Here is a 19,433-nt window from a genome sequence, read left to right as displayed (position 1 = left end):
ACCAGACAATAAGCGCCGCACAGGCAAACAACAAAAAGAAAAAGCCACTGCCGCAGGCAACCAACCACCCACCCCCCGCTCCGCAGGAAAAAAAACCTCAACTATCCTTATCAATAATCCACTCATGCGCAGGATCATTGCGAAAATGCCAAAGGCGCTGCCCTCCCGCCATCACATTCAAATAATAAGAATCATACCCATAGGGAACAACAACAGGATGATACCCACGCGGCACCATCACGACGTCGTGATTCTCAACCGCCATCGACTCATCGATATCGCGCATATCGGTATACACGCGCTGAAAAGCAAACCCTTGCGGCGGATCGAGCCGATGATAGTAAGTCTCTTCGAGCGAACTCTCATGTGGCACATTATCGGTATCGTGCTTATGCGGCGGATAGCTCGAAGCATGCCCGCCAGGCGTGCGAACCTCAACCACCAGCAAAGACTCCGCAAGCTCAGTCTGCGGAAGAATATCGCATACGTATCGCGTATTCAGACCTTTGCCACGCGTGGAGCGCTTCATCGTGGAAGGCTCGATCAGCCTCGCCGGATAGGCACCCTTGGCAGGCGCACTCGCCACGCCAATCTCCGCATCGCGGCACGCGCGAACCGTCACGCGAACGCCCGGCGGCAAATACACCGCATAGGGCGCGGAATCCTCGAACACGCTATCGCGCGAACCCAGCGAACTCCATTTTGCATCGGCAGTTTCAATATCCACCGCGCCCGTGAGTACGACGATACACACCTCGCGAGCCGGCTCGAACACATGGACGACTTCGCTCGCGCTTAGCCGGTACGCAGCAAATCCCACATACCGCCAGCACGCCGACTCAGGCGTCACCCGCGCGATTGTCTGGCCCTCGCGCTGCGCCTTCACCAACAGACTCATGCTGCCTCCTGCTCAGTTCCGCCACCGGCGTCGAGTGGCGCATCGACCAGCGCTCGCAACGTCCGGAATCCTTTCTGCGCATACTCATATGATGGCGCCACCACCGGGTCCTGTTCCGCTTCAACCACCAGCCAACCGCGATAGTCATGCCGCTTTAATCGATCGATGATCGCCGGGAAGTTTACCGCGCCATCGCCCGGGACCGTGAAGGCACCGGCGATCACGGCGTCGAGGAAACTCCAGTTGCGATTGCGCGCCAATTTCATGACCGCGGGTCGAACGTCCTTGCAGTGGACGTGACATACGCGATCGATATGTTTGTCCAGCACCGCGAGTGGATCGCCACCGGCAAACGTGATGTGCCCGGCGTCGAATAGCAGGCCGACGGCGTCGCTCGTGCGTGACATGAGTTGATCGACATCAGCCGGCGTTTCGACATACGCGCCCATGTGATGATGGTACGCCAGCCGCACGCCGCGGCTTAGCGTATAGCGCGCGAATTCATCGACACGCGCCGCGTACGCGGCCCACTGCGCCTCGCTGAAAAAACGCGGGCGTTGGTACAGCGGTTGCGGCGCGCCCTGAATCGAATCGGCGACTTCGCCATAGACCATCGCAGTCGCGCCGTTCTGCGCGAGCAGTTCGAGATGCGGGCCGACCGAGGCGATTTCCTCTTCCACGCTGCGCCGCGCGAGTCGGCCGGAGTACCAGCCGGATACCAAGGCCAGGTCGTATTGGGCGAGCAGCGTTTTCAATGCCTGCGGTTCGCGCGGAAATTTGTTGCCGAGCTCGAACCCCTGGTAGCCGATCTGGCGTCCTTCGGTTAGCGCAACTTCAAGCGGCGTTTCGCCGCCCAGCGAAGGCAAGTCGTCGTTCATCCACGATAAGGGGTTGATGCCGATACGTACGTCGAAAGCAGTCATGCGGGCGTCCTCATTCGTTGTCGATGTGGCCGGAGCGATCGCTGGGGTCGGTGGGTGCCGCGCGTGCAGCGAGTTGTGCGTCGTACTGCGCGCGAGCGGCACGCACGGTGTCGCGCGCCGACACTTCGGGCACAGCGACTTCCCACCACCAGCCACCGTCGTCGGTGGTGCGGGCGGGGTCGGTGTCGATACTGATCACGTAAGTGCGATCGGCCGCGCGCGCACGATGCAGCGCGTCCTCGAGTTCAGCGACGTTCGCGACATGCTCGGCCAGCGCGCCAAGCGAGCGTGCATGAGCGGCGAAATCGATTTTGGGTGCGCCGAGCGGACCCTGCACGCAGTCTTCAAGCAGATTGTTGAACGGTGCGCCGCCGCAAGCCTGCTGCAAGCGGTTGATGCAGCCGTAACCGCGATTGTCGAGCACCACCACGATCAGCTTCGCGCCGATCATGACCGATGTCGCGATCTCGCTGTTCATCATCAGATAGCTGCCGTCGCCGAGCATCACGATCACTTCACGCGCGGGCCGCGCGAGCTTGACGCCGAGGCCGCCGGCGATTTCGTAACCCATGCACGAGTAGCCGTATTCGACGTGATACGCGCCGGGTTTTCCCGCGCGCCAGAGCTTGTGCAATTCGGCCGGCAAGGTTCCCGCTGCGCAAACGACGATGTCGTCCGTCGCGGAACGCGCGCTCGAGCGCTGCACGGCGCCGATCACGTCGCCTTCATACGGCAGCACCGTGTCGCGTTGCGGCGCATGGGTGAGCGTGCTCACGCTATCGCGCCAACTCGCCGCAAGCTTGTGCGTGAGCGTGGTCCATGCGCGGTCCGCGTGCCAGCCTTGCAGCGGTTCGGCGAGCGCATCCAGGGCAAGACGCGCGTCGGCTTCGACCACCAGCGCGCGATGCTTGAGACCGTCGAAGGGATTCGCGTTGATGCCGATAACGTCGGCCTGCGTGAACAGCGTGTTCGAGCCGGTGGTGAAGTCCTGCAAGCGTGTGCCGATTGCCAGCACGCAGTCTGCATCGTGTGCGAGCGCATTCGCGGCAGGCGAGCCGGTTACACCCAACGCGCCGGCGTTCAGCGGATCGTTCCATGCGATCGATCCTTTGCCTGCCTGCGTTTCCGCAACCGGAATACCGTGCGTGGTGGCGAAGCGGTGCAACGCATCGGTTGCACGCCCATAGAGCACGCCGCCGCCCGCGACAATCAACGGACGCTTTGCGCGGCGCAGATGGGCAACCGCCGCGGCGATATCCTCGGCGCGCGGCGCCGGAGAATGAATCGTGACGACGCGCGGCGTAAAGAAGTCGACTGGGTAATCCCAGGCTTGCGCTTGCACGTCCTGAGGCAATGCGAGCGTGACGGGGCCGCACAACGCGGCATCGGTGAGCACGCGCAAGGCGCGCGGCAACGCATTGAGCAACTGCGCCGGATGCACGATGCGGTCGAAATAGCGCGACACCGGCTTGAACGCATCGTTGGCGGAGACGCCGCCGTCATGGAAATCTTCAACCTGCTGCAGTACCGGATCGGGTGCGCGCGAGACGAACACGTCGCCGGGTAACAGCAGCACCGGCAAGCGATTCACATGCGCGAGCGCGGCCGCGGTGACCAGGTTGGTCGCACCGGGTCCGATCGACGTCGTGACGGCCATCATGCGGCGGCGGAAATGCGCCTTCGCAAAGGCGATCGCGCTGTGCGCCATGGCCTGTTCGTTATGGGCGCGCAGTGTGGGCAACGTTTCACGATGCTGATACAAGGCTTCGCCCATTCCGGCCACATTGCCGTGCCCGAAGATTGCGAACACGCCGCCAAAAAGCGGCTCGGTGCCGGTGCCGTCTTCGGTCGTCACGCGCTGTGCGGCGAGGTAGCGAACCAGCGCCTGGGCGGTCGTCAGGCGCACGGTGCCACCGGAGGGCGCGTGTGCCTGGGTGGCGTCGTTGGCGGACGCCGCATATTGATGCAGTACGCGCTGGTTCATGCCGCCTGCTCCTGATGTGCATGACGCGCCGTGGCGGACTGCGCGCTCGTTGCGCCGCGTGTGGCACGCCACGACGCGATCAACGTTTCGAACGTACGGCGCACCCGTGCGATCAGTTCGGTGTCGTCGATCTCACCGGCGAGCCATGCATGGCTCGGTTCGTGAAAGATCGTGCGGCCCACGGTAAAGCCACGGCATGTCGCCGATTGCGCCGCCGCGCGAAATCCCTCGTTCAATTGATCGACACCCGCCGACAACCCGAGCAGCACCACACCCCTGCAATACGGATCGCGCTCGGCAATCAGCGCGTCGACGGCTTGCCATTGAGCGGCGTCCATCGGCTCGAGCTTCCACCATTCCGGATAGATGCCGATGTTGTACAGCCGCTTCAACGCGCGATAGACGGTGTCCGGCGCTTGCGGCAGATGCGCGTGCTTCGGCGGAATCACTTCAAGCAGCAACTCGTGGCCGCTCGCTTGCGTCGCATCGTAAAGCGCGCGCAACTGTGCTTCCTGTTCGAGGCGTTGTTCGACCGGTTCGTCGGGATGGAATTGCACCAGGCACTTGGCGATATGTTCCTGTGGCCATGCGATCAGCGTGGTGCCGATCGAGCGGCCGTGGTCGAACACGAGCGGGACGGACCCGGGTAATTCAACCGGCCGGCCGATCCACCAGCCGCGGCCGGTGGCGGCGTTCAAGGCGTCCTGACCGTAGCGGTCGTCGCTCAATATGCCGATGCGGCCTTGCAGCCCCAAGGCGGTTTCCGTCTGCGCGACAGCTTCGACGAACAAACCCTTCAGTTGAGCGATGCGCGCTTCGTCGGCGCCGGTCTGCTGGGCGAGTTCGAAGAACTGGTTGCGATGGTCGAAGGCGAAGCCGAGTACTTCGTCCCATTGTTTGCGGGCAGGGGAGACGCGATGCAGCCGCGCGAGCGTCGCGTCGCGGTCGGGGCGGCGCATACGTTGCGGATCCGCCTTGGCTTCGCGCAGGAAGTAGTCGAGTTCGGTCGGTGTCGGCATCGCGGGCGCACAGCCGTGGCGCGAGACGACCAGCGCGCCGCTGGCATTCGCCGCGCGCGCGCACGCTTCGAGCGGTTGATCGCGCAGCCATCCGGAGAGAAAGCCCGAGGCGAAGGCATCGCCCGCGCCGAGCACGTTGAGCACTTCCACTTCGACTCCGCCGTGAATCGGCACATCGTCGAGCGTTGCGGGCACTTTGCCGTCGATGATCTGACAGCCCATCGGCCCGCGCTTCAGAACCAGCGTGGCCGGCGTCACGGCGCGCACCATCGCGAGTGCATCGACGAGTTCGGTCTTGCCGCCGGCGATACGAAACTCTTCCTCGGTGCCGATCACCAGATCGAACAGAGGCAGAATGCGCTGCAAATGCGCGGTCACGCCTTCGCTCGCAACGAAGCGAGTCTCGCCATCCGCCTTGCCCGTGAGACCCCACAACACCGGGCGATAGTCGATATCGAGCACGGTGCGCACGTTATTGCGACGCGCGTAATCGAGCGCGCGGCGGCTCGTACGGTTCACCTGTTCGGTCGAAAAGTGCGTGCCGGTAATCAGCAGCGCTTTCGACGATGCGATGTACGCCTCGTCGAAATCCGCTTCGTCCACCGCCATATCCGCGCAGTTCTCACGATAGAAGATCAGCGGAAACGTATCGCGGTCTTTCAACCCAAGCAGAACGAGGGCGGTCAGACGTTCCTGATCGATGCGTACGTGACTGACGTCGCAACCTTCCTTCGTCAGGGTCTCGGTGAGAAAGCGGCCCATATGATCGTTGCCGACGCGCGCGAGCATTGCCGATGCAAGCCCAAGCCGGGCGCAACCGAACGCGATATTCGCCGACGAACCGCCGAGATACTTCGCGAAGCTCGACACGTCTTCGAGTCGCGCGCCGACCTGCTGCGCGTACAGATCGACGGCAAGCCGGCCAAGGCAGACGATGTCGCGGCTGCGCTCCGGTGAAAAACGGCTGGCGCTCACCGCTGAAGCGGACGCGGGCCCGTTGCCGTTCGCGACCGCGCTGGATGTGCTGGAATGATTCATGAATATCCCTGAATAACTGAACGCGGCGACCGGCACGGCACGTGCCGGAACCCCGCGCGAATGAATCAGATCGTCGCGCCGTCGAGTTCGCCGATCATCTTCTGCATTTCGGCGCCGCCGGCCATCATGTCGAGTACTTCGTCCTTGCTGATGGTGTCCTTCGTAAACGTGCCGAGCGATTTGCCGCGATTGAGCAGCGTGAACGAATCGCCGATCGGATACGCGTGATGCACGTTGTGCGTGATGAAGATCACCGAGATGCCTTTCGCGCGCGCCGTGTGAATCAGCTTCAGCACGTTGAAGCTTTGCTTGACGCCGAGCGCGGCGGTCGGCTCGTCGAGGATCAGCACGCGCGCGCCGAAATGAATCGCCCGCGCAATCGCGAGGCATTGCTTCTCGCCGCCTGACATCGTGCCGATCGGTTGATGCGGATCGCGCACGTTGATGCCCATTTCCGCGAGTTTGTCGCGTGCGGTGGTGGCGCTGGTTTCGAGGTCCATCACGTTCAGAAAGCCGAACAGTTTCTTTTGCGGCTCGCGGCCCATGAAGAAATTGCGCGCGACCGAGAGCAAGGGCACCAGCGCCAGATCCTGATAAACGGTGGCGATGCCGAGATCGAGCGCGTCTTTCGGCGACTCGAACACCACGGGCTTGCCGTCGACCAGATACTGGCCGGACGAGGGTTGATGCACACCGGCCAACGTCTTGATCAGCGTCGATTTGCCGGCGCCGTTGTCGCCGAGCAGGCAATGCACTTCGCCGCGCTTCAGGCGCAAGGTCACGCCGCTCAGCGCGATGACCTGGCCGAAAAACTTGCTGACGTCTTCGAGCGCGAGGATCACGTCGTCCTGCGGCTCAGCCGGGGTTTTGACGGTATTTGTATCGGACATGGTCGTCTCCTCGTTACGACTGCGCGACGCGGCGGCGCACGTAGTGATTGAACAGCACGGCGATCAGCAGCATCACGCCGAGGAACACGCGGAACCAGTCGGAGTCGACATTGGTGTAGGTGATGCCGATCTGCACGACGCCGAAGATCAGTGCGCCGAAGCAGGCGCCGATCACCGAGCCGTAGCCGCCAGTCAACAGCGTGCCGCCGATCACCGCCGCGATGATGGCTTCGAATTCCGCCTGCAATCCGCGGTCGGCCGCGGCCGAGCCGATGTCGCACACTTGCAGCACGGCGAACAGGCAGGCGCAGAACGCGGTGAGGACGAACAGCGAGATCTTCACGCGCCGCACCGGCACGCCGACGTTCTTCGCCGCGTTGGCGTCGCCGCCGACCGCGAAAATCCAGTTGCCGAAGCGGGTCTTGGCAAGGGTGAACGCGCAGACCGCGGCAAGCGCGAACCACCAGAGCAGGACTTTCGGAATGCCCGGCACGAGCGGGTTGCCGTTATCGAGCATCTTCACGACGCCAATCTGACCGAGCCAGATGAACAGGCCCTTGAACGCGACCCCTTGGAACAAGGTATGGGCGAACCAGTCATGCGCGGCGACGTCGCCCACGCCGGAGATGATCGTGCGGTCGGCGAACATGACCGACAGGGCCAGCGTGAGCCCACGCAGAATGAACAGAAACGCCAGCGTCACGATGAATGACGGCAACCGTGTGCGCATCACCAGATAGCCGTTGAGTGCGCCGAGCAGCATCGATCCGGCGAACGCGAACACGATCGACAACGCAATCGGCCAGTGGAAGTACATGGTGGGCAGCGCGACCATCATGCCCGAGAAGCCGATCATCGAACCGATCGACAGATCGAATTCACCGGCGATCATCAACAGGCACGCACCGACCGCGATCAGGCCGAGATACGCGGCCACTTGCGACCAGTTCATCACGCCGTCGAGGTTGAACATGCCGGAGTTGCCGGCCGCAATCCCAAACACGAGGAACACCATCACGGTGCCGGCGAGGGCGGCGAATTCCGGACGGTTCAGCAGATGCCGGAACCACGATTCCTGGCGCACGCGTTCATCGGCCGCCGCGGGCGCACCACCGGGCGTTGACGTCGTCGCGGTGTTCGAAGGGGGCTGCTTGCGGGGATGAGGGTGGAAGGGGTTGGCTACGCCCATTGAAGCTCTCCTTGATGCGCCCGGCGATCGCAGTCATCAAAGGACTGCCATCGGACCACACGGCGCGTAGTGCACGTAAAACGTGGTGAACGCAGGCGTGGGGCGGCCTGGCCGGTTGCGGCCGGCCGCGTCCACTGACTTCATACCTGCCGGAACGGTTCTCCCGTGTCCGTACTTCCAGCGAAATGCGTTAGCGATACTGCCCGGCGTACTTGACCACCTTGTCGATATTGGCCTTGGTGATGAAGCCCGGACCGGAACCGATATTGCGCGGCCCATAGGCGGGCTGCAGGCCGTAAGCGGTGAGACGTTGCTGGAACTTCGGATTGGCCTGCAGGATCTGGCGGATCTTCGCCGGATCTGTGGTGTGTTCCTTCTTCACGATGGCCAGTACGGCGACCGGGATATAGCCCTGCAGGTAGGGTTGCTGGTCGATCGCGAACTGGATCGTGCCGTCCTGGATGCCCTTCGCAATGTCATTGTCGAAGTCGAACGTCGCGAACCATATCTTGCCGGCGAGGCCCATCTGCTGCAGCGCCTTGATCGTCGGCGCTGCCGACAGCGGACCGAGGGTGAGCACCGCCTGGGTGTTCGGGTGATTGCGCAGATACGCGCTCACTTTCGATTGCACACCGGTCGGGTCCTGGCCGGCGTCGAGCGTGGAGGACTTGAAGTCGACCCCGATTGCCTCGGCAAAGCCGCGGCAGCGTTCGAACGAAGCCGGGTTGGTCGCGTAATGATTGACGCACAGGAACGACTTGACGCCCGCTGCCTTCGCCTTTTGGCCCGCCGCCTTGCCGGCGGCATATTCAGGCTGGCCGACGTGCATGATCGCGCCGAGCTGCGCGCTTTGCTCCTCAGTGCCGGAATTGATCGTGACGAGCGGGATGTGTTTCTCGGTGACCTTGGCGATCGAACTCTTGAGTACGTCGAAGTCGGCGATCGAGACGATCACGCCGTCGTAGTTGCGCGCGGCCGCCTGTTCGACCAGACGTGCCATATCGGCGATGTCGCCGTTCGGCGGGTTACGGTAGTCTGTCTCGACGTTGAAATCTTCGTCGGCCTGTTTGATGGCGTTCTTGATGGTGTTCCACCACGAATCCGAATCCGGCGCGTGGCTGATCAGCACGAAGTGAGCGTCAGCCGCGCGGGCGGCCGACGCCGCACCGAATCCCGTCGCCAACGTCAATGCCGCCACCAGAATTCTGAGCGTAGCCTTGCCCTTGCAAAGTCTCATTGTCTCCACCTTTCTCGGTCTGTCGTTATTGAAGGGAGCGTCTGGCGGGCGGCTTTCCGATTGCGTGCGTTGCGGCAGACGTCAGCCGATGCACCATCGCTCACGACCAAGATTAGGCCATCTTCGGAAGCGTTGCAATGAAAATTTCATGACAAATAAAAATAGAAAATACGTTCCATTTGACGAGGTGCCTGCCTATAATCGGCAGCGTCAGGACGCTGTGCAGCGGGCGTTGGAAGTGCCTTCTGCACTGCAATAAAGCAACGAAGAGAGAGCCATGGCGGAAGAGAGCACAGAAGAATTGCCGAGCGTCGAAGAATTGATGCAGCGCATCGCGGAAAACTACGAGGCGCTGCCGCGGCAATTGAAGAATGTCGCGACGTATATCGAGCAGCATCGCTCGAGCGTGATGGTGGATCGCACCAGCGATATCGCCGCGAGTTGCGGCGTGCATCCGTCCGCCGTGGTGCGCTTTGCGCAGCGTTTCGGTTTTTCCGGCTTTTCCGATCTGCAGGCGGTGTTTCGTCAGGCGTATACGGGGCAGGGCACGTCCTCGCCGAGTTATCAGCAGCGGATTCGCAAGCTGATCGACGAGAAGCCCGGCGCGTTGTCCGGCGGCTCCGTGGCGCGCGAGTTCATCGCGGCCTCGCGCGGCGGTCTCGAAGAACTCGAAGCCGGCCTCGACGACAAGCAGTTCGACGCCGCCGTGAAGATGCTGCAGCAGGCCGACAACATCTACGTGATCGGCGTGCGGCGTTCGTTTCCGGTGGCGAGCTATATCGTCTACGCGTTGCAGCACACGCCGAAGCGTGTGCATCTGGTGTCCGGTTTCGGCGGCATGTACCGCGAACAGATTCGCAGCGTGAAGAAGAGCGACGTGGTGATCGCGATCAGCTTCGCGCCGTATGGCAAGGAAACGCAGTATTGCCTGCGCGTGGCGCATCACCATCAGGCGAAGACGCTGGTTATTACGGATAGCCAACTATCCCCGCTGTCGCGTTACGCCACCACCCAACTGTATGTGAAAGAGGGCAGCGCGTTTGCGTTCCGCTCGCTGACCAGCACGATCTGTTTGTGCCAGGCGTTGTTCATCGCGCTCGCGTACAAGCTCGAATTGAACGTAGAAGAATCCAAAGAGACTGGAGGATACGATGACTGAGGCGGTAAAGACGATCGACGTAGCGGTATTCGGCGCGGGACGCATCGGCAAGATTCACGCGGCGAATCTCGCACGGCAACCGGGCGTGCGGCTCAAGTACGTGGTCGATGTGAATCGCGAGGCGGCTGCGGCGCTCGCGGCAGAACACGGCGCGCAGGTTGCGGATATCGATGGCGCGATGGGTGATGCGTCGATCGGTGCGACGGTGATCTGTTCGAGCACGGACACGCACGCGGATCTGATCATGAAATCGGCCGCGCAGAAGAAGCATGTGTTTTGCGAGAAGCCCGTCGATCTGACGTTGGAACGTGCGCGTGCCTGTGCCGAAGCGGTGGAGCGCGCGGGCGTGGTTTGCATGATCGGCTTTCAGCGCCGCTTCGACCCGACCTTTTCCGCGTTGAAGGCGCGCATCGATGCGGGCGAAATCGGCACGCCGGAAATGCTGGTGGTGACAAGCCGCGATCCGGGCGCGCCGCCGGTCGAGTACATCAAGCACTCGGGCGGTATTTTCAAAGACATGCTGATTCACGACTTCGACATCTTCCGCTGGATTCTCGACGACGAAGCCGACACGCTGCATGCCACCGGCAGCTGCCTGTCCGATCCGGCGATTGCCGAGGCCGGCGATATCGATTCGACTGCGGTGACGATTCGCACGAAACAGGGCCGCCTGTGCCAGATCAATACCGCGCGGCGTGCAGCCTATGGTTACGATCAGCGTTTCGAAGTGCTCGGCAGCACCGGCATGCTGCAGGCGGGCAATGTGCGGCCCACCGAAGTCACTGCGTATTCGAAAACCGAAGTGTCGAGCGACGTGCCCGAGGCGTTTTTCCTCGAACGGTATCGCGCGGCGTACGCATTGGAAATCGCGCATTTCTTCGATGCGGTCACGCACGGCAAACCGGTGCGAACCACTGTCGCAGATGGGTTGAAAGCGCTCGAACTCGCTGACGCCGCGACACGCTCGTGGCGCGAGGGTCGTGCCGTGAAACTCGGGGAGGCATTGTGATGCAGGCGACGACTGGGCGGCTTCGTTTGGGTGTGGTCGGGTTGGGGCGGTTGGGCAAGCGGCACGCGGAAAATCTGGCGTATCGCGTGCCGGGGGCATCGCTCGTGGCCGCTTGCAGTCCGCTGGAAGAGGAGCGGGCGTGGGCGCGCGAGGCGTTGCCCGAACCGCGTCTCTACGCCGATTATGCAGACCTGCTCGCCGATCGCGACGTGGACGCGGTGTGGCTCGTCACGCCGTCGTCGTTGCACGCGCAGCAGATTATCGACGCGTTGCGTGCCGGTAAGCACGTGTTCTGCGAGAAGCCGCTGTCGCTGGATCTGGCAGAGTGTGAGCGCGTATTGGCTGAGGCCGCGCGCTATCCGCATTTGCAGGCGACCATCGGGTTCATGAGGCGTTTCGATCCGAGCTACAAGGATGCGTTTGACAAGATCGAGGCAGGCAAGATCGGCAGGCCTTTCCTTGTGCGCTCGCAAACCACTGACAAGAATGACGTTGATGGTTTCTTCGTGCGTTTCTCTGAAACATCGGGTGGCATTTTTCTGGATTGCACCGTGCACGATATCGACGTCGCGCGGTGGCTGCTCGGTAAGCCGCGCGCTAAACGTGTCTTTGCCGCGGGCGCGGTTGCATTGCATGAGGGTTTGCGGGAGTTCGGCGACGTCGATAACGGTGTGGCGATCTGTGAATTCGAGGACGGCAAGCTCGCGATGTTCTATGCGTCGCGCACGCAGGCGCATGGTAATGACACGCATAGCGAGGTGATTGGCACGGCGGGTGCGCTTGCCATTGGGCACAATCCTCGTGCGAATCGTGTCGAGATTTATGACGCGGATGGCATTCGCAATGAATGTACGCCGACTTTTTTTGATCGGTTTGAGGAGGCGTTTTTGTATGAAGCGCGGGCGTTTGTTGCGGCGGTGCAGGGTGGGGTAGGGGCGGGTGTCGGCTCTGGCTCTGGCGCGCAGGCTGGGGCCACGTTGGCTGATGCGCTTGAAGCCACGCGGATTGGCATGGCGCTGCGGGAGTCGCTTCAGAGCGGGGAGGCTGTTGTTTTGTAGTCAGAGGATGTTAGTTGCCTGCGGCAGTGGCTTTTCTTTTTGTTGTTTGCCTGTGCGGTGGTTTTTTCTTTATGCCTGTGGCGGGGGGCTTTTTTTGTGTTGTTTGTCTGCGCGACGCTTATTGTTGTGCGCCTACGGTGTTGGTCTTTCCTTGTCTGGTTGCCTACGGCGTTGGCCTTTCCTTGATCTGGATTCTTTGGGCTTTGGTTTTTGGTTCTTGGCCTTTCCTTGTTTTCTTATTGGTTTATTAGCGTCGCCCCTGTGCGGGGCAGGCACCTACTTTTCTTTGCCTGCTGCAAAGAAAAGTAGGCAAAAGAAAGCAGCTCACACCGCTAATTCTTAAGCGGGTCCCCCGCACAGTCACGGTAGTGGTCCATCTGGAATCTGTGCCCTCGCACATTCAGCCCTGGTGACAAGGCCATCATGCTTCCCGCCTCGCACTACGTGCTCGCCGGAAGGGTCCATCGGGAACCCGGGACTTCGTTTGAACGTGGTGAGAGCCATTGGTTTTGCCTCGGCCGCAAACGCCGCTGGCGCTCAGGCGATTAGCGCCAAGGACGCCTGGGTGCTTTGGGAAGGCCACCGACGTCGAGCATAGCCAGCAGCGTGCGAAGCGCGCCTGGACGCTAAAAACAGCAAGCTGCATTTTGAAGTACCGCGGTGAAGTACCGCGGTGAGGTACCACGGTGAGGTACCACGGTGAGGTACCACGGGCAACGAGCTCCTGTGGTGGTTTTGTAAAGTGCCGCAGGCATCGGGCGCGGCAAACGGCAATTTGAGGTGCCGCGGGTTCCGGATAGGGGGCACTTCGTGAATTACCACTGGGCGCAAAAACGCTGGCTGGTTCGAGGAACTGCCGCCACGGCGCGCGCAGCGCCGCCGGAAGTATGACGGCCTTGTCACGAACGTCGAATGCGCGAGGGCACGGATTCCAGATGGACCACTACCGTGACTGCGCGGGGGACCCGCTTAAGAATTAGCGGTGTGAGCTGCTTTCTTTTGCCTACTTTTCTTTGCAGCAGGCAAAGAAAAGTAGGTGCCTGCCCCGCACAGGGGCGACGCTAATAAACCAATAAGAATTCAAGGAAAGGCCAAGAACCAAAAAACCAAAGCGTAAAGAATCCAGATCAAGGAAAGGCCAACGCCGTAGGCAACCAGACAAGGAAAGGCCAACGCCGTAGGCAACCAGACAAGGAAAGACCACCGCCACAGGCGACCAGACAATAAGCGTCGCGCAGACAAACAACACAAGAAAAGCCCCCACCCACAGGCATAAAGAAAAAACCGCCGAGAAGGCCAAAACCCAAAACCCAAAGAATCCAGATCAAGAAAAAACCAAAATGAAAAAAACCAAAAACGAAGAAAACCCCAAAACCGCCCCCGGCCCGGCGGCCAACGCCCGCCTGCTGTAGAATTTGACTTCTCCCCGGCGTCGCGTACGACGCCCCATCCCGAAGGTCATCGTCGATGCAAATTCAGGTTCACAAGGAAGTCGATGCGCGCGGCCTGATGTGCCCGCTCCCCATTTTGCGCGCCAAGAAGGCGCTCGCCGACATGGAAAGCGGCCAGATTCTCAAGGTGCTCGCCACCGATCCAGGCTCCCAGCGCGATTTCGCCGCATTCGCCAAGCAAACCGGCAACGAAATCGTCGAAAGCTCGGCGCACGACAAGGTTTTCACGTTTTTGATGAAGCGCCGCTGAAATACGTGCGCTGAAGCTCTCGCACGGAACGAACACCGCGCACTGAGCTTGTACGCCGCCTCGGCGGTCCCCCGAGCTCACTTCGGGCGTTCCAGAACAAAAGGCGCTGTGCCCGCGATTGCGGGGCACAGCGCCTTTTTTACATCTGACTCTGATGCTTATTGCGAGAGGCTAACAGCGCAAATGGTTTCTGCGCGGCTGTCCCGTTGCTCAGCCTTCCAGCACCGGCGAACGGGTACGCAAATATTCTTCGAAATCGGCTGCCACTTCCGGGTGACGCAGCGCGAACTCAACCGTCGCCTTCAGGTAACCGAGCTTGCTGCCGCAGTCGAAACGCGTGCCGTGGTACTTGTACGCCAGCACCTGTTCATCGGCCAGCAACGATTGAATTGCGTCCGTCAGCTGCAACTCACCGCCTGCGCCCGGCTTCAGCGCGCGCAGATGTTCGAAGATCCGCGGCTTCAGCACATAGCGGCCCACCACGCCGAGATTCGACGGCGCCACGCTCGGCTCCGGCTTTTCGACGATGCCCGACATCTTGATGATCGAGTCTTCCCACTCCTTGCCGTCGACAATACCGTACGACTTGGTTTCCTGAGCCGGGATCTCTTCGACGCCGATCACCGAGCTGTGATAGTGGTCGAACACTTCGATCATCTGCGTCATGACGGGCGGCGTGCCGTACAGCAAGTCGTCTGCGAGGATGACGGCGAACGGGTTGTCGCCCACCAGTTTTTCCGCGCACATCACCGCGTGGCCCAAACCGAGCGCTTCCGGTTGACGCACGTAGAAGCAGTCGACATGGCTCGGTTTGATGCTGCGCACCAGTTCCAGCAGCTTGTCCTTGCCGCGCGCCTCGAGTTCCGCCTCGATTTCGTATGACTTATCGAAATGGTCCTCGATCGCGCGCTTGCTGCGGCCCGTGACGAAGATCATTTCGGTGATGCCGGCCGCCATTGCCTCTTCCACCGCGTATTGAATCAACGGCTTGTCGACGATCGGCAACATTTCCTTCGGGCTGGCCTTCGTGGCAGGGAGGAACCGGGTGCCAAGACCTGCTACCGGAAATACCGCTTTTGTAACTTTTAGCATGTGATTACCCTGAATCCTCTGGTTTAGCTTTTGATCCGTGCCCGCCCACGACGGGGTAGGCACGGAACATCGATCAGGCCGGCAAACGAGCCAACTGGGCGTTCAGCTTGCCAATCGTGGTTTCGAATTCTGCCAGCCTTTTCTGCTCCTGCTCAACGACTGCCGGCGGCGCCTTTGCAACAAAGCTTTCATTTTGCAATTTGGCATTGCATTTGATGACTTCATTGGCAAGCCGCGCAATCTCCTTCGACAGACGCTCGCGTTCCACAGCAACGTCGATTTCCACCTTCAGCACGAGCTTGTCATTCCCTACGATAGCAATTGGCGCGCCATCCGCTTGCGCATCCAGGGTTGCCTCGTCGGCAATGATCTGCACTTCCGACAAACGGGCCAATGCCTGAGCGTACGGAGCGAACGTGGCGAGGCGCTCCGCGTTGCCGGTAGCGAGCAACGGCACCTTCACCGCCGGCGACAGATTCATTTCGCCGCGCAGATTCCGGCACGCATCGATCACTGCTTTCAGGTCGGCCGCCCATTGCTCCGCGTCTTCGTCGATCTTCGACGGCTCCGCAAGCGGGTACGGCTGCACCATGATGGACGCTTCGCCCTCGGCTTTGCCTTCGGGGTAACGTCCAGCCAATGGCGCTACTTTTTGCCACAGCGCTTCGGTAATGAACGGAATCACCGGATGCGCGAGGCGCAACACCGTCTCGAGCACGCGCAGCAGCGTGCGGCGCGTTGCGCGCTGCTGGTTCGGCTGACCCGTCTGGATCTGAACCTTGGCGAGTTCGAGATACCAGTCACAGTATTCGTCCCACACGAACTTGTATAGGGCGTTGGCCACATTGTCAAAACGATAGTCGGCGAAACCCTTGGCGACTTCCGCTTCCACGCGCTGCAGGAGCGAGACGATCCAGCGGTCGGCCGCCGAGAAATTCAGGTGGCCGTCCGGGCCGCATTCGCCGCATTGCTCCGGCTTGCCGAACCCGCAATCGTGGCCTTCGCAGTTCATCAGCACGAAACGGGTGGCATTCCACAGCTTGTTGCAGAAGTTGCGATAGCCTTCGCAGCGCGCCAGGTCGAAGTTGACGTTGCGGCCGAGCGTGGCCATCGACGCCATCGTGAAGCGCAGCGCATCCGTGCCGAAGGCCGGAATGCCGTCCGGGAATTCCTTGCGGGTTTTCTTTTCGATCGACGCAGCCTGCTTCGGATTCATCAGGCCGGTGGTGCGCTTGGCCACCAGCGCATCGAGTTCGATGCCGTCGACGATATCGATCGGGTCGAGCGTATTGCCCTTGCTCTTCGACATCTTCTGGCCTTCGGCGTCGCGCACGAGACCGTGCACATAGACGGTGTCGAACGGCACCTTGCCGGTGAAGTGCGTGGTCATCATGACCATGCGCGCAACCCAGAAGAAGATGATGTCGAAACCGGTGACCAGCACCGACGAGGGCATGAAGTGCTTCAGCTCCGGCGTCTCGGCAGGCCAGCCGAGCGACGAGAACGGCACCAGCGCCGACGAGAACCACGTGTCGAGCACGTCTTCATCGCGCTTGAGCGGGCCCGTGTAACCGGCTTCTGCGGCCTTTTCGCGCGCGCCTTCTTCGGTTTTAGCGACGAAGATCTCGCCGTTTTCGCCGTACCACGCCGGGATCTGATGGCCCCACCAGAGTTGGCGCGAGATACACCAGTCCTGGATGTTCTCGAGCCACTGGTAATACGTGGTGGACCAGTTTTCCGGCACGAATTTGATTTCGCCGCTGCGGACCACGTCCAACGCCGTTTCCGCGATCGATTTGCCCGGATTGAAGGTGCCTTCCGGCGCCGGCTTGCTCATGGCGACGAACCATTGGTCCGTCAGCATCGGCTCGATCACGACGCCCGTGCGGTCGCCGCGCGGCACCATCAGCTTGTGCGGCTTGACCGATTCGAGCGCGCCGAGCGCTTCGAGGTCGGCCACGACGTGCTTGCGGGCTTCGAAACGGTCGAGGCCGCGGTATTTTTCCGGCGCGTTGTCGTTGATCTTCGCGTCGAGCGTGAGGATCTCGATCATCGGCAGCTTGTGGCGCAGGCCGACCTGATAGTCGTTGAAATCGTGCGCGGGCGTGACCTTGACCACGCCGGTGCCGAATTCGCGGTCGACGTAATCGTCGGCGATGATCGGCACTTCGCGGCCGGAGAGCGGCAGCGTGACCGTTTTGCCGATCAGGTTTGCATAGCGCTCGTCTTCCGGATGGACCATCACGGCGGTGTCGCCGAGCATGGTTTCCGGGCGCGTGGTGGCGACCGTCAGATGGCCCGAGCCGTCCGTGAGCGGATACTGGATGTGCCAGAGGTGGCCGTTTTCTTCTTCGCTGACCACTTCGAGATCGGAGACGGCGGTGAGCAGCACCGGATCCCAGTTCACGAGGCGTTTGCCGCGGTAGATCAGACCCTGTTCATACAGGCGTACGAACACGTCGCGCACGGCGGTCGACATTTTGTCGTCCATCGTGAAATATTCGCGCGACCAGTCGATCGACGCGCCCAGACGGCGCACCTGATTCGTGATGGTCGAGCCGGATTCCTGCTTCCATTCCCAGACGCGTTTGGTGAATTTTTCGCGACCGAGGTCGTGGCGCGAAACGCCTTGGGCGTCCAGTTGCCGTTCGACGACGATTTGCGTGGCGATGCCCGCGTGGTCCGTGCCCGGCACCCAGAGGGTGTTTTCACCGAGCATACGGTGATAGCGGGCGAGGCCGTCCATGATCGTCTGGTTGAAGGCATGGCCCATGTGCAGGGTGCCCGTGACGTTCGGCGGCGGCAACTGGATCGAGAAGTCTTTCCTGTTCTCGTCGAAGGAGGGCGCCGCGTAGGCGCGCTTTTCCCATTCGGGGCCCCAATGGGCTTCGATGGTATGGGGCTCGAAGCTTTTGGCAAGCGTGGAGGTTGGGTCGCTCGGGGTCTCGCTCATTTCTGTCCGTCTGCTGGTGGATGCAAAGAATGTTCGATTATAAGCGGCGCTGCGCGCGGGGGGCTTTGGGGGTGGGTTTTGCTTGATCTGGTTGTCTGCGTGAGGCTTATTGTTGTTTGCCTGCGGCGGTGGTCTTTCTTTGAATTCTTACTGGTTTGTTAGTGTTCGCCACCTGTGGTGGATCTGGGTTTTTTGGCCTTTCCTTGATCTGGCTTGTTTGGTTTTTGGTCTCTGGTCTCTGGTCTTTGGCCTTTCCTTGTTTTGTTATTGGTTTATTAGCGTCGCCCCTGTGCGGGGCAGGCACCTACTTTTCTTTGCCTGCTGCAAAGAAAAGTAGGCAAAAGAAAGCAGCTCACCCCGCCAGCTTATAAGCGGGTCCCCCGCGCAGCCACGGTAGTGGTCCATCTGGAATCCGTGCCCTCGCGCATTCAACGTTCGTGACAAGGCCGTCATGCTTCCCGCCTCGCACTACGTGCTCGCCGGAAGGGTCCATCGGGAACCCGGGACTTCGGTTGAGCGTGGTGGGGGCCATCGGTTTTGCCTCGGCCGCAACCGCCGCCGGCGCTCAGGCGATTAGCGTCAAGGACGCCTGGGTGCTTTGGGAAGGCCACCGACGCCGGGTATGGCCAGCAGCATGCGAAGCGCGCCTGGACGCTAAAGCCTGGACGCTAAAAACAGCAGGCTGCATGAAGTACCGCGGTGAGGTACCCCGGTGATGTACCACGGGCAACGAGCTTCGGTGGTGGTTTTGTAAAGCGCCGCAGGCATCGGGCGCGGCAAACTGCTTTTGAGGTGCCGCGAGCTCTGGATAGAGGGTACTTCGTGAATTACCACTGGGCGTAAAAACGCTGGCTGGTTCGATGAACGACCGCCACGGCGCGCGCAGCGCCGCCGGAAGCATGACGGCCTTGTCACGAACGCGGAGTGTGCGAGGGCACGGATTCCAGATGCACCACTACCGTGACTGTGCGGGGGACACGCTTAAGAGTTAGCGGTGTGAGCTGCTTTCTTTTGCCTACTTTTCTTTGCAGCAGGCAAAGAAAAGTAGGTGCCTGCCCCGCACAGGGGCGACGCTAATAAACCAATATCAATTCAAGGAAAGGCCAAGAACCAAAAACCAAAGCGCAAAGAATCCAGATCAACGAAAAGCCAACGCCGTAGGCAACCAGACAAGGAAAGACCACCGCCACAGGCGACCAGACAATAAGCGTCGCGCAGACAAACAACACAAGAAAAGCTCCCCGCCACAGGCATAAAGAAAAAACCGCCGAGAAGGCCAAAAA

At 61.1% G+C, this 19,433-nt stretch carries 13 protein-coding genes; 4 read left to right on the top strand and 9 right to left on the bottom strand.

Annotation, left to right across the window (positions count from 1 at the left end):
• Positions 1 to 97: 97 nt before the first annotated feature.
• The 7 genes from iolB to ACOSV0_RS14315 all read right to left on the bottom strand — a co-directional run bounded on the left by iolB (position 98) and on the right by ACOSV0_RS14315 (position 9,178).
• On the bottom strand, positions 98 to 898 hold the full coding sequence (gene iolB / locus ACOSV0_RS14345) for a 5-deoxy-glucuronate isomerase (protein WP_434106825.1): 801 nt from the start codon (positions 896 to 898) through the stop codon (positions 98 to 100).
• The gene (gene iolE / locus ACOSV0_RS14340; protein WP_434106824.1) at positions 895 to 1,821 is read right to left on the bottom strand and encodes a myo-inosose-2 dehydratase; all 927 of its coding nucleotides are present in this window, start codon (positions 1,819 to 1,821) and stop codon (positions 895 to 897) included. Before iolE ends, iolB begins: the two co-directional genes overlap by 4 nt.
• Before the next feature lie 10 nt (positions 1,822 to 1,831).
• Positions 1,832 to 3,805: a 3D-(3,5/4)-trihydroxycyclohexane-1,2-dione acylhydrolase (decyclizing) gene (iolD, locus tag ACOSV0_RS14335; protein WP_434106823.1), complete on the bottom strand. Its 1,974-nt coding sequence runs from the start codon at positions 3,803 to 3,805 to the stop codon at positions 1,832 to 1,834.
• Entirely contained in the window at positions 3,802 to 5,862 is a 2,061-nt protein-coding gene (locus ACOSV0_RS14330; RefSeq protein WP_434106822.1) for a bifunctional 5-dehydro-2-deoxygluconokinase/5-dehydro-2-deoxyphosphogluconate aldolase, read from the bottom strand. The genes iolD and ACOSV0_RS14330 overlap by 4 nt, the downstream gene beginning before the upstream one ends.
• Before the next feature lie 65 nt (positions 5,863 to 5,927).
• Entirely contained in the window at positions 5,928 to 6,752 is an 825-nt protein-coding gene (locus tag ACOSV0_RS14325; RefSeq protein WP_434106821.1) for an ATP-binding cassette domain-containing protein, read from the bottom strand.
• A gap of 13 nt (positions 6,753 to 6,765) precedes the next feature.
• The gene (locus ACOSV0_RS14320) at positions 6,766 to 7,941 is read right to left on the bottom strand and encodes an ABC transporter permease (RefSeq protein WP_434106820.1); all 1,176 of its coding nucleotides are present in this window, start codon (positions 7,939 to 7,941) and stop codon (positions 6,766 to 6,768) included.
• Positions 7,942 to 8,131: 190 nt separating this feature from the next.
• The gene (locus tag ACOSV0_RS14315) at positions 8,132 to 9,178 is read right to left on the bottom strand and encodes a sugar ABC transporter substrate-binding protein (RefSeq protein ID WP_434106819.1); all 1,047 of its coding nucleotides are present in this window, start codon (positions 9,176 to 9,178) and stop codon (positions 8,132 to 8,134) included.
• Positions 9,179 to 9,455: 277 nt separating this feature from the next.
• Here ACOSV0_RS14315 and ACOSV0_RS14310 point away from each other — a divergent pair, with 277 nt between their 5' ends.
• The 4 genes from ACOSV0_RS14310 to ACOSV0_RS14295 all read left to right on the top strand — a co-directional run bounded on the left by ACOSV0_RS14310 (position 9,456) and on the right by ACOSV0_RS14295 (position 14,105).
• A complete protein-coding gene (locus tag ACOSV0_RS14310) occupies positions 9,456 to 10,337 on the top strand; it encodes a MurR/RpiR family transcriptional regulator (RefSeq protein WP_434106818.1) in 882 nt (293 codons plus the stop codon).
• A complete protein-coding gene (iolG, locus tag ACOSV0_RS14305) occupies positions 10,330 to 11,346 on the top strand; it encodes an inositol 2-dehydrogenase (RefSeq protein WP_434106817.1) in 1,017 nt (338 codons plus the stop codon). Before ACOSV0_RS14310 ends, iolG begins: the two co-directional genes overlap by 8 nt.
• Positions 11,346 to 12,404, top strand: a complete 1,059-nt coding sequence (locus tag ACOSV0_RS14300) for a Gfo/Idh/MocA family oxidoreductase (protein WP_434106816.1) — start codon at positions 11,346 to 11,348, stop codon at positions 12,402 to 12,404. Before iolG ends, ACOSV0_RS14300 begins: the two co-directional genes overlap by 1 nt.
• A 1,473-nt stretch (positions 12,405 to 13,877) precedes the next feature.
• Complete coding sequence (locus ACOSV0_RS14295) at positions 13,878 to 14,105, top strand: sulfurtransferase TusA family protein (protein ID WP_025600552.1); 228 nt, start codon at positions 13,878 to 13,880, stop codon at positions 14,103 to 14,105.
• Between the two features lie 210 nt (positions 14,106 to 14,315).
• On the opposite strand, the gene galU is transcribed toward ACOSV0_RS14295, so the two are convergent.
• Both galU and ACOSV0_RS14285 read right to left on the bottom strand, forming a co-directional pair.
• Positions 14,316 to 15,197, bottom strand: coding sequence for a UTP--glucose-1-phosphate uridylyltransferase GalU (gene galU / locus ACOSV0_RS14290; RefSeq protein ID WP_012433783.1), 882 nt, complete (start codon positions 15,195 to 15,197; stop codon positions 14,316 to 14,318).
• A gap of 73 nt (positions 15,198 to 15,270) precedes the next feature.
• The gene (locus ACOSV0_RS14285; protein ID WP_434106815.1) at positions 15,271 to 18,150 is read right to left on the bottom strand and encodes a valine--tRNA ligase; all 2,880 of its coding nucleotides are present in this window, start codon (positions 18,148 to 18,150) and stop codon (positions 15,271 to 15,273) included.
• Between the last annotated feature and the right edge of the window lie 1,283 nt (positions 18,151 to 19,433).

The sequence above is a fragment of the Paraburkholderia caffeinilytica genome (genome assembly GCF_051027425.1).
Lineage (GTDB): Bacteria > Pseudomonadota > Gammaproteobacteria > Burkholderiales > Burkholderiaceae > Paraburkholderia > Paraburkholderia caffeinilytica_A.
The sequence above is the reverse complement of the archived record's forward strand: the minus strand, read 5'-3'. Positions and strand labels throughout refer to the sequence as shown.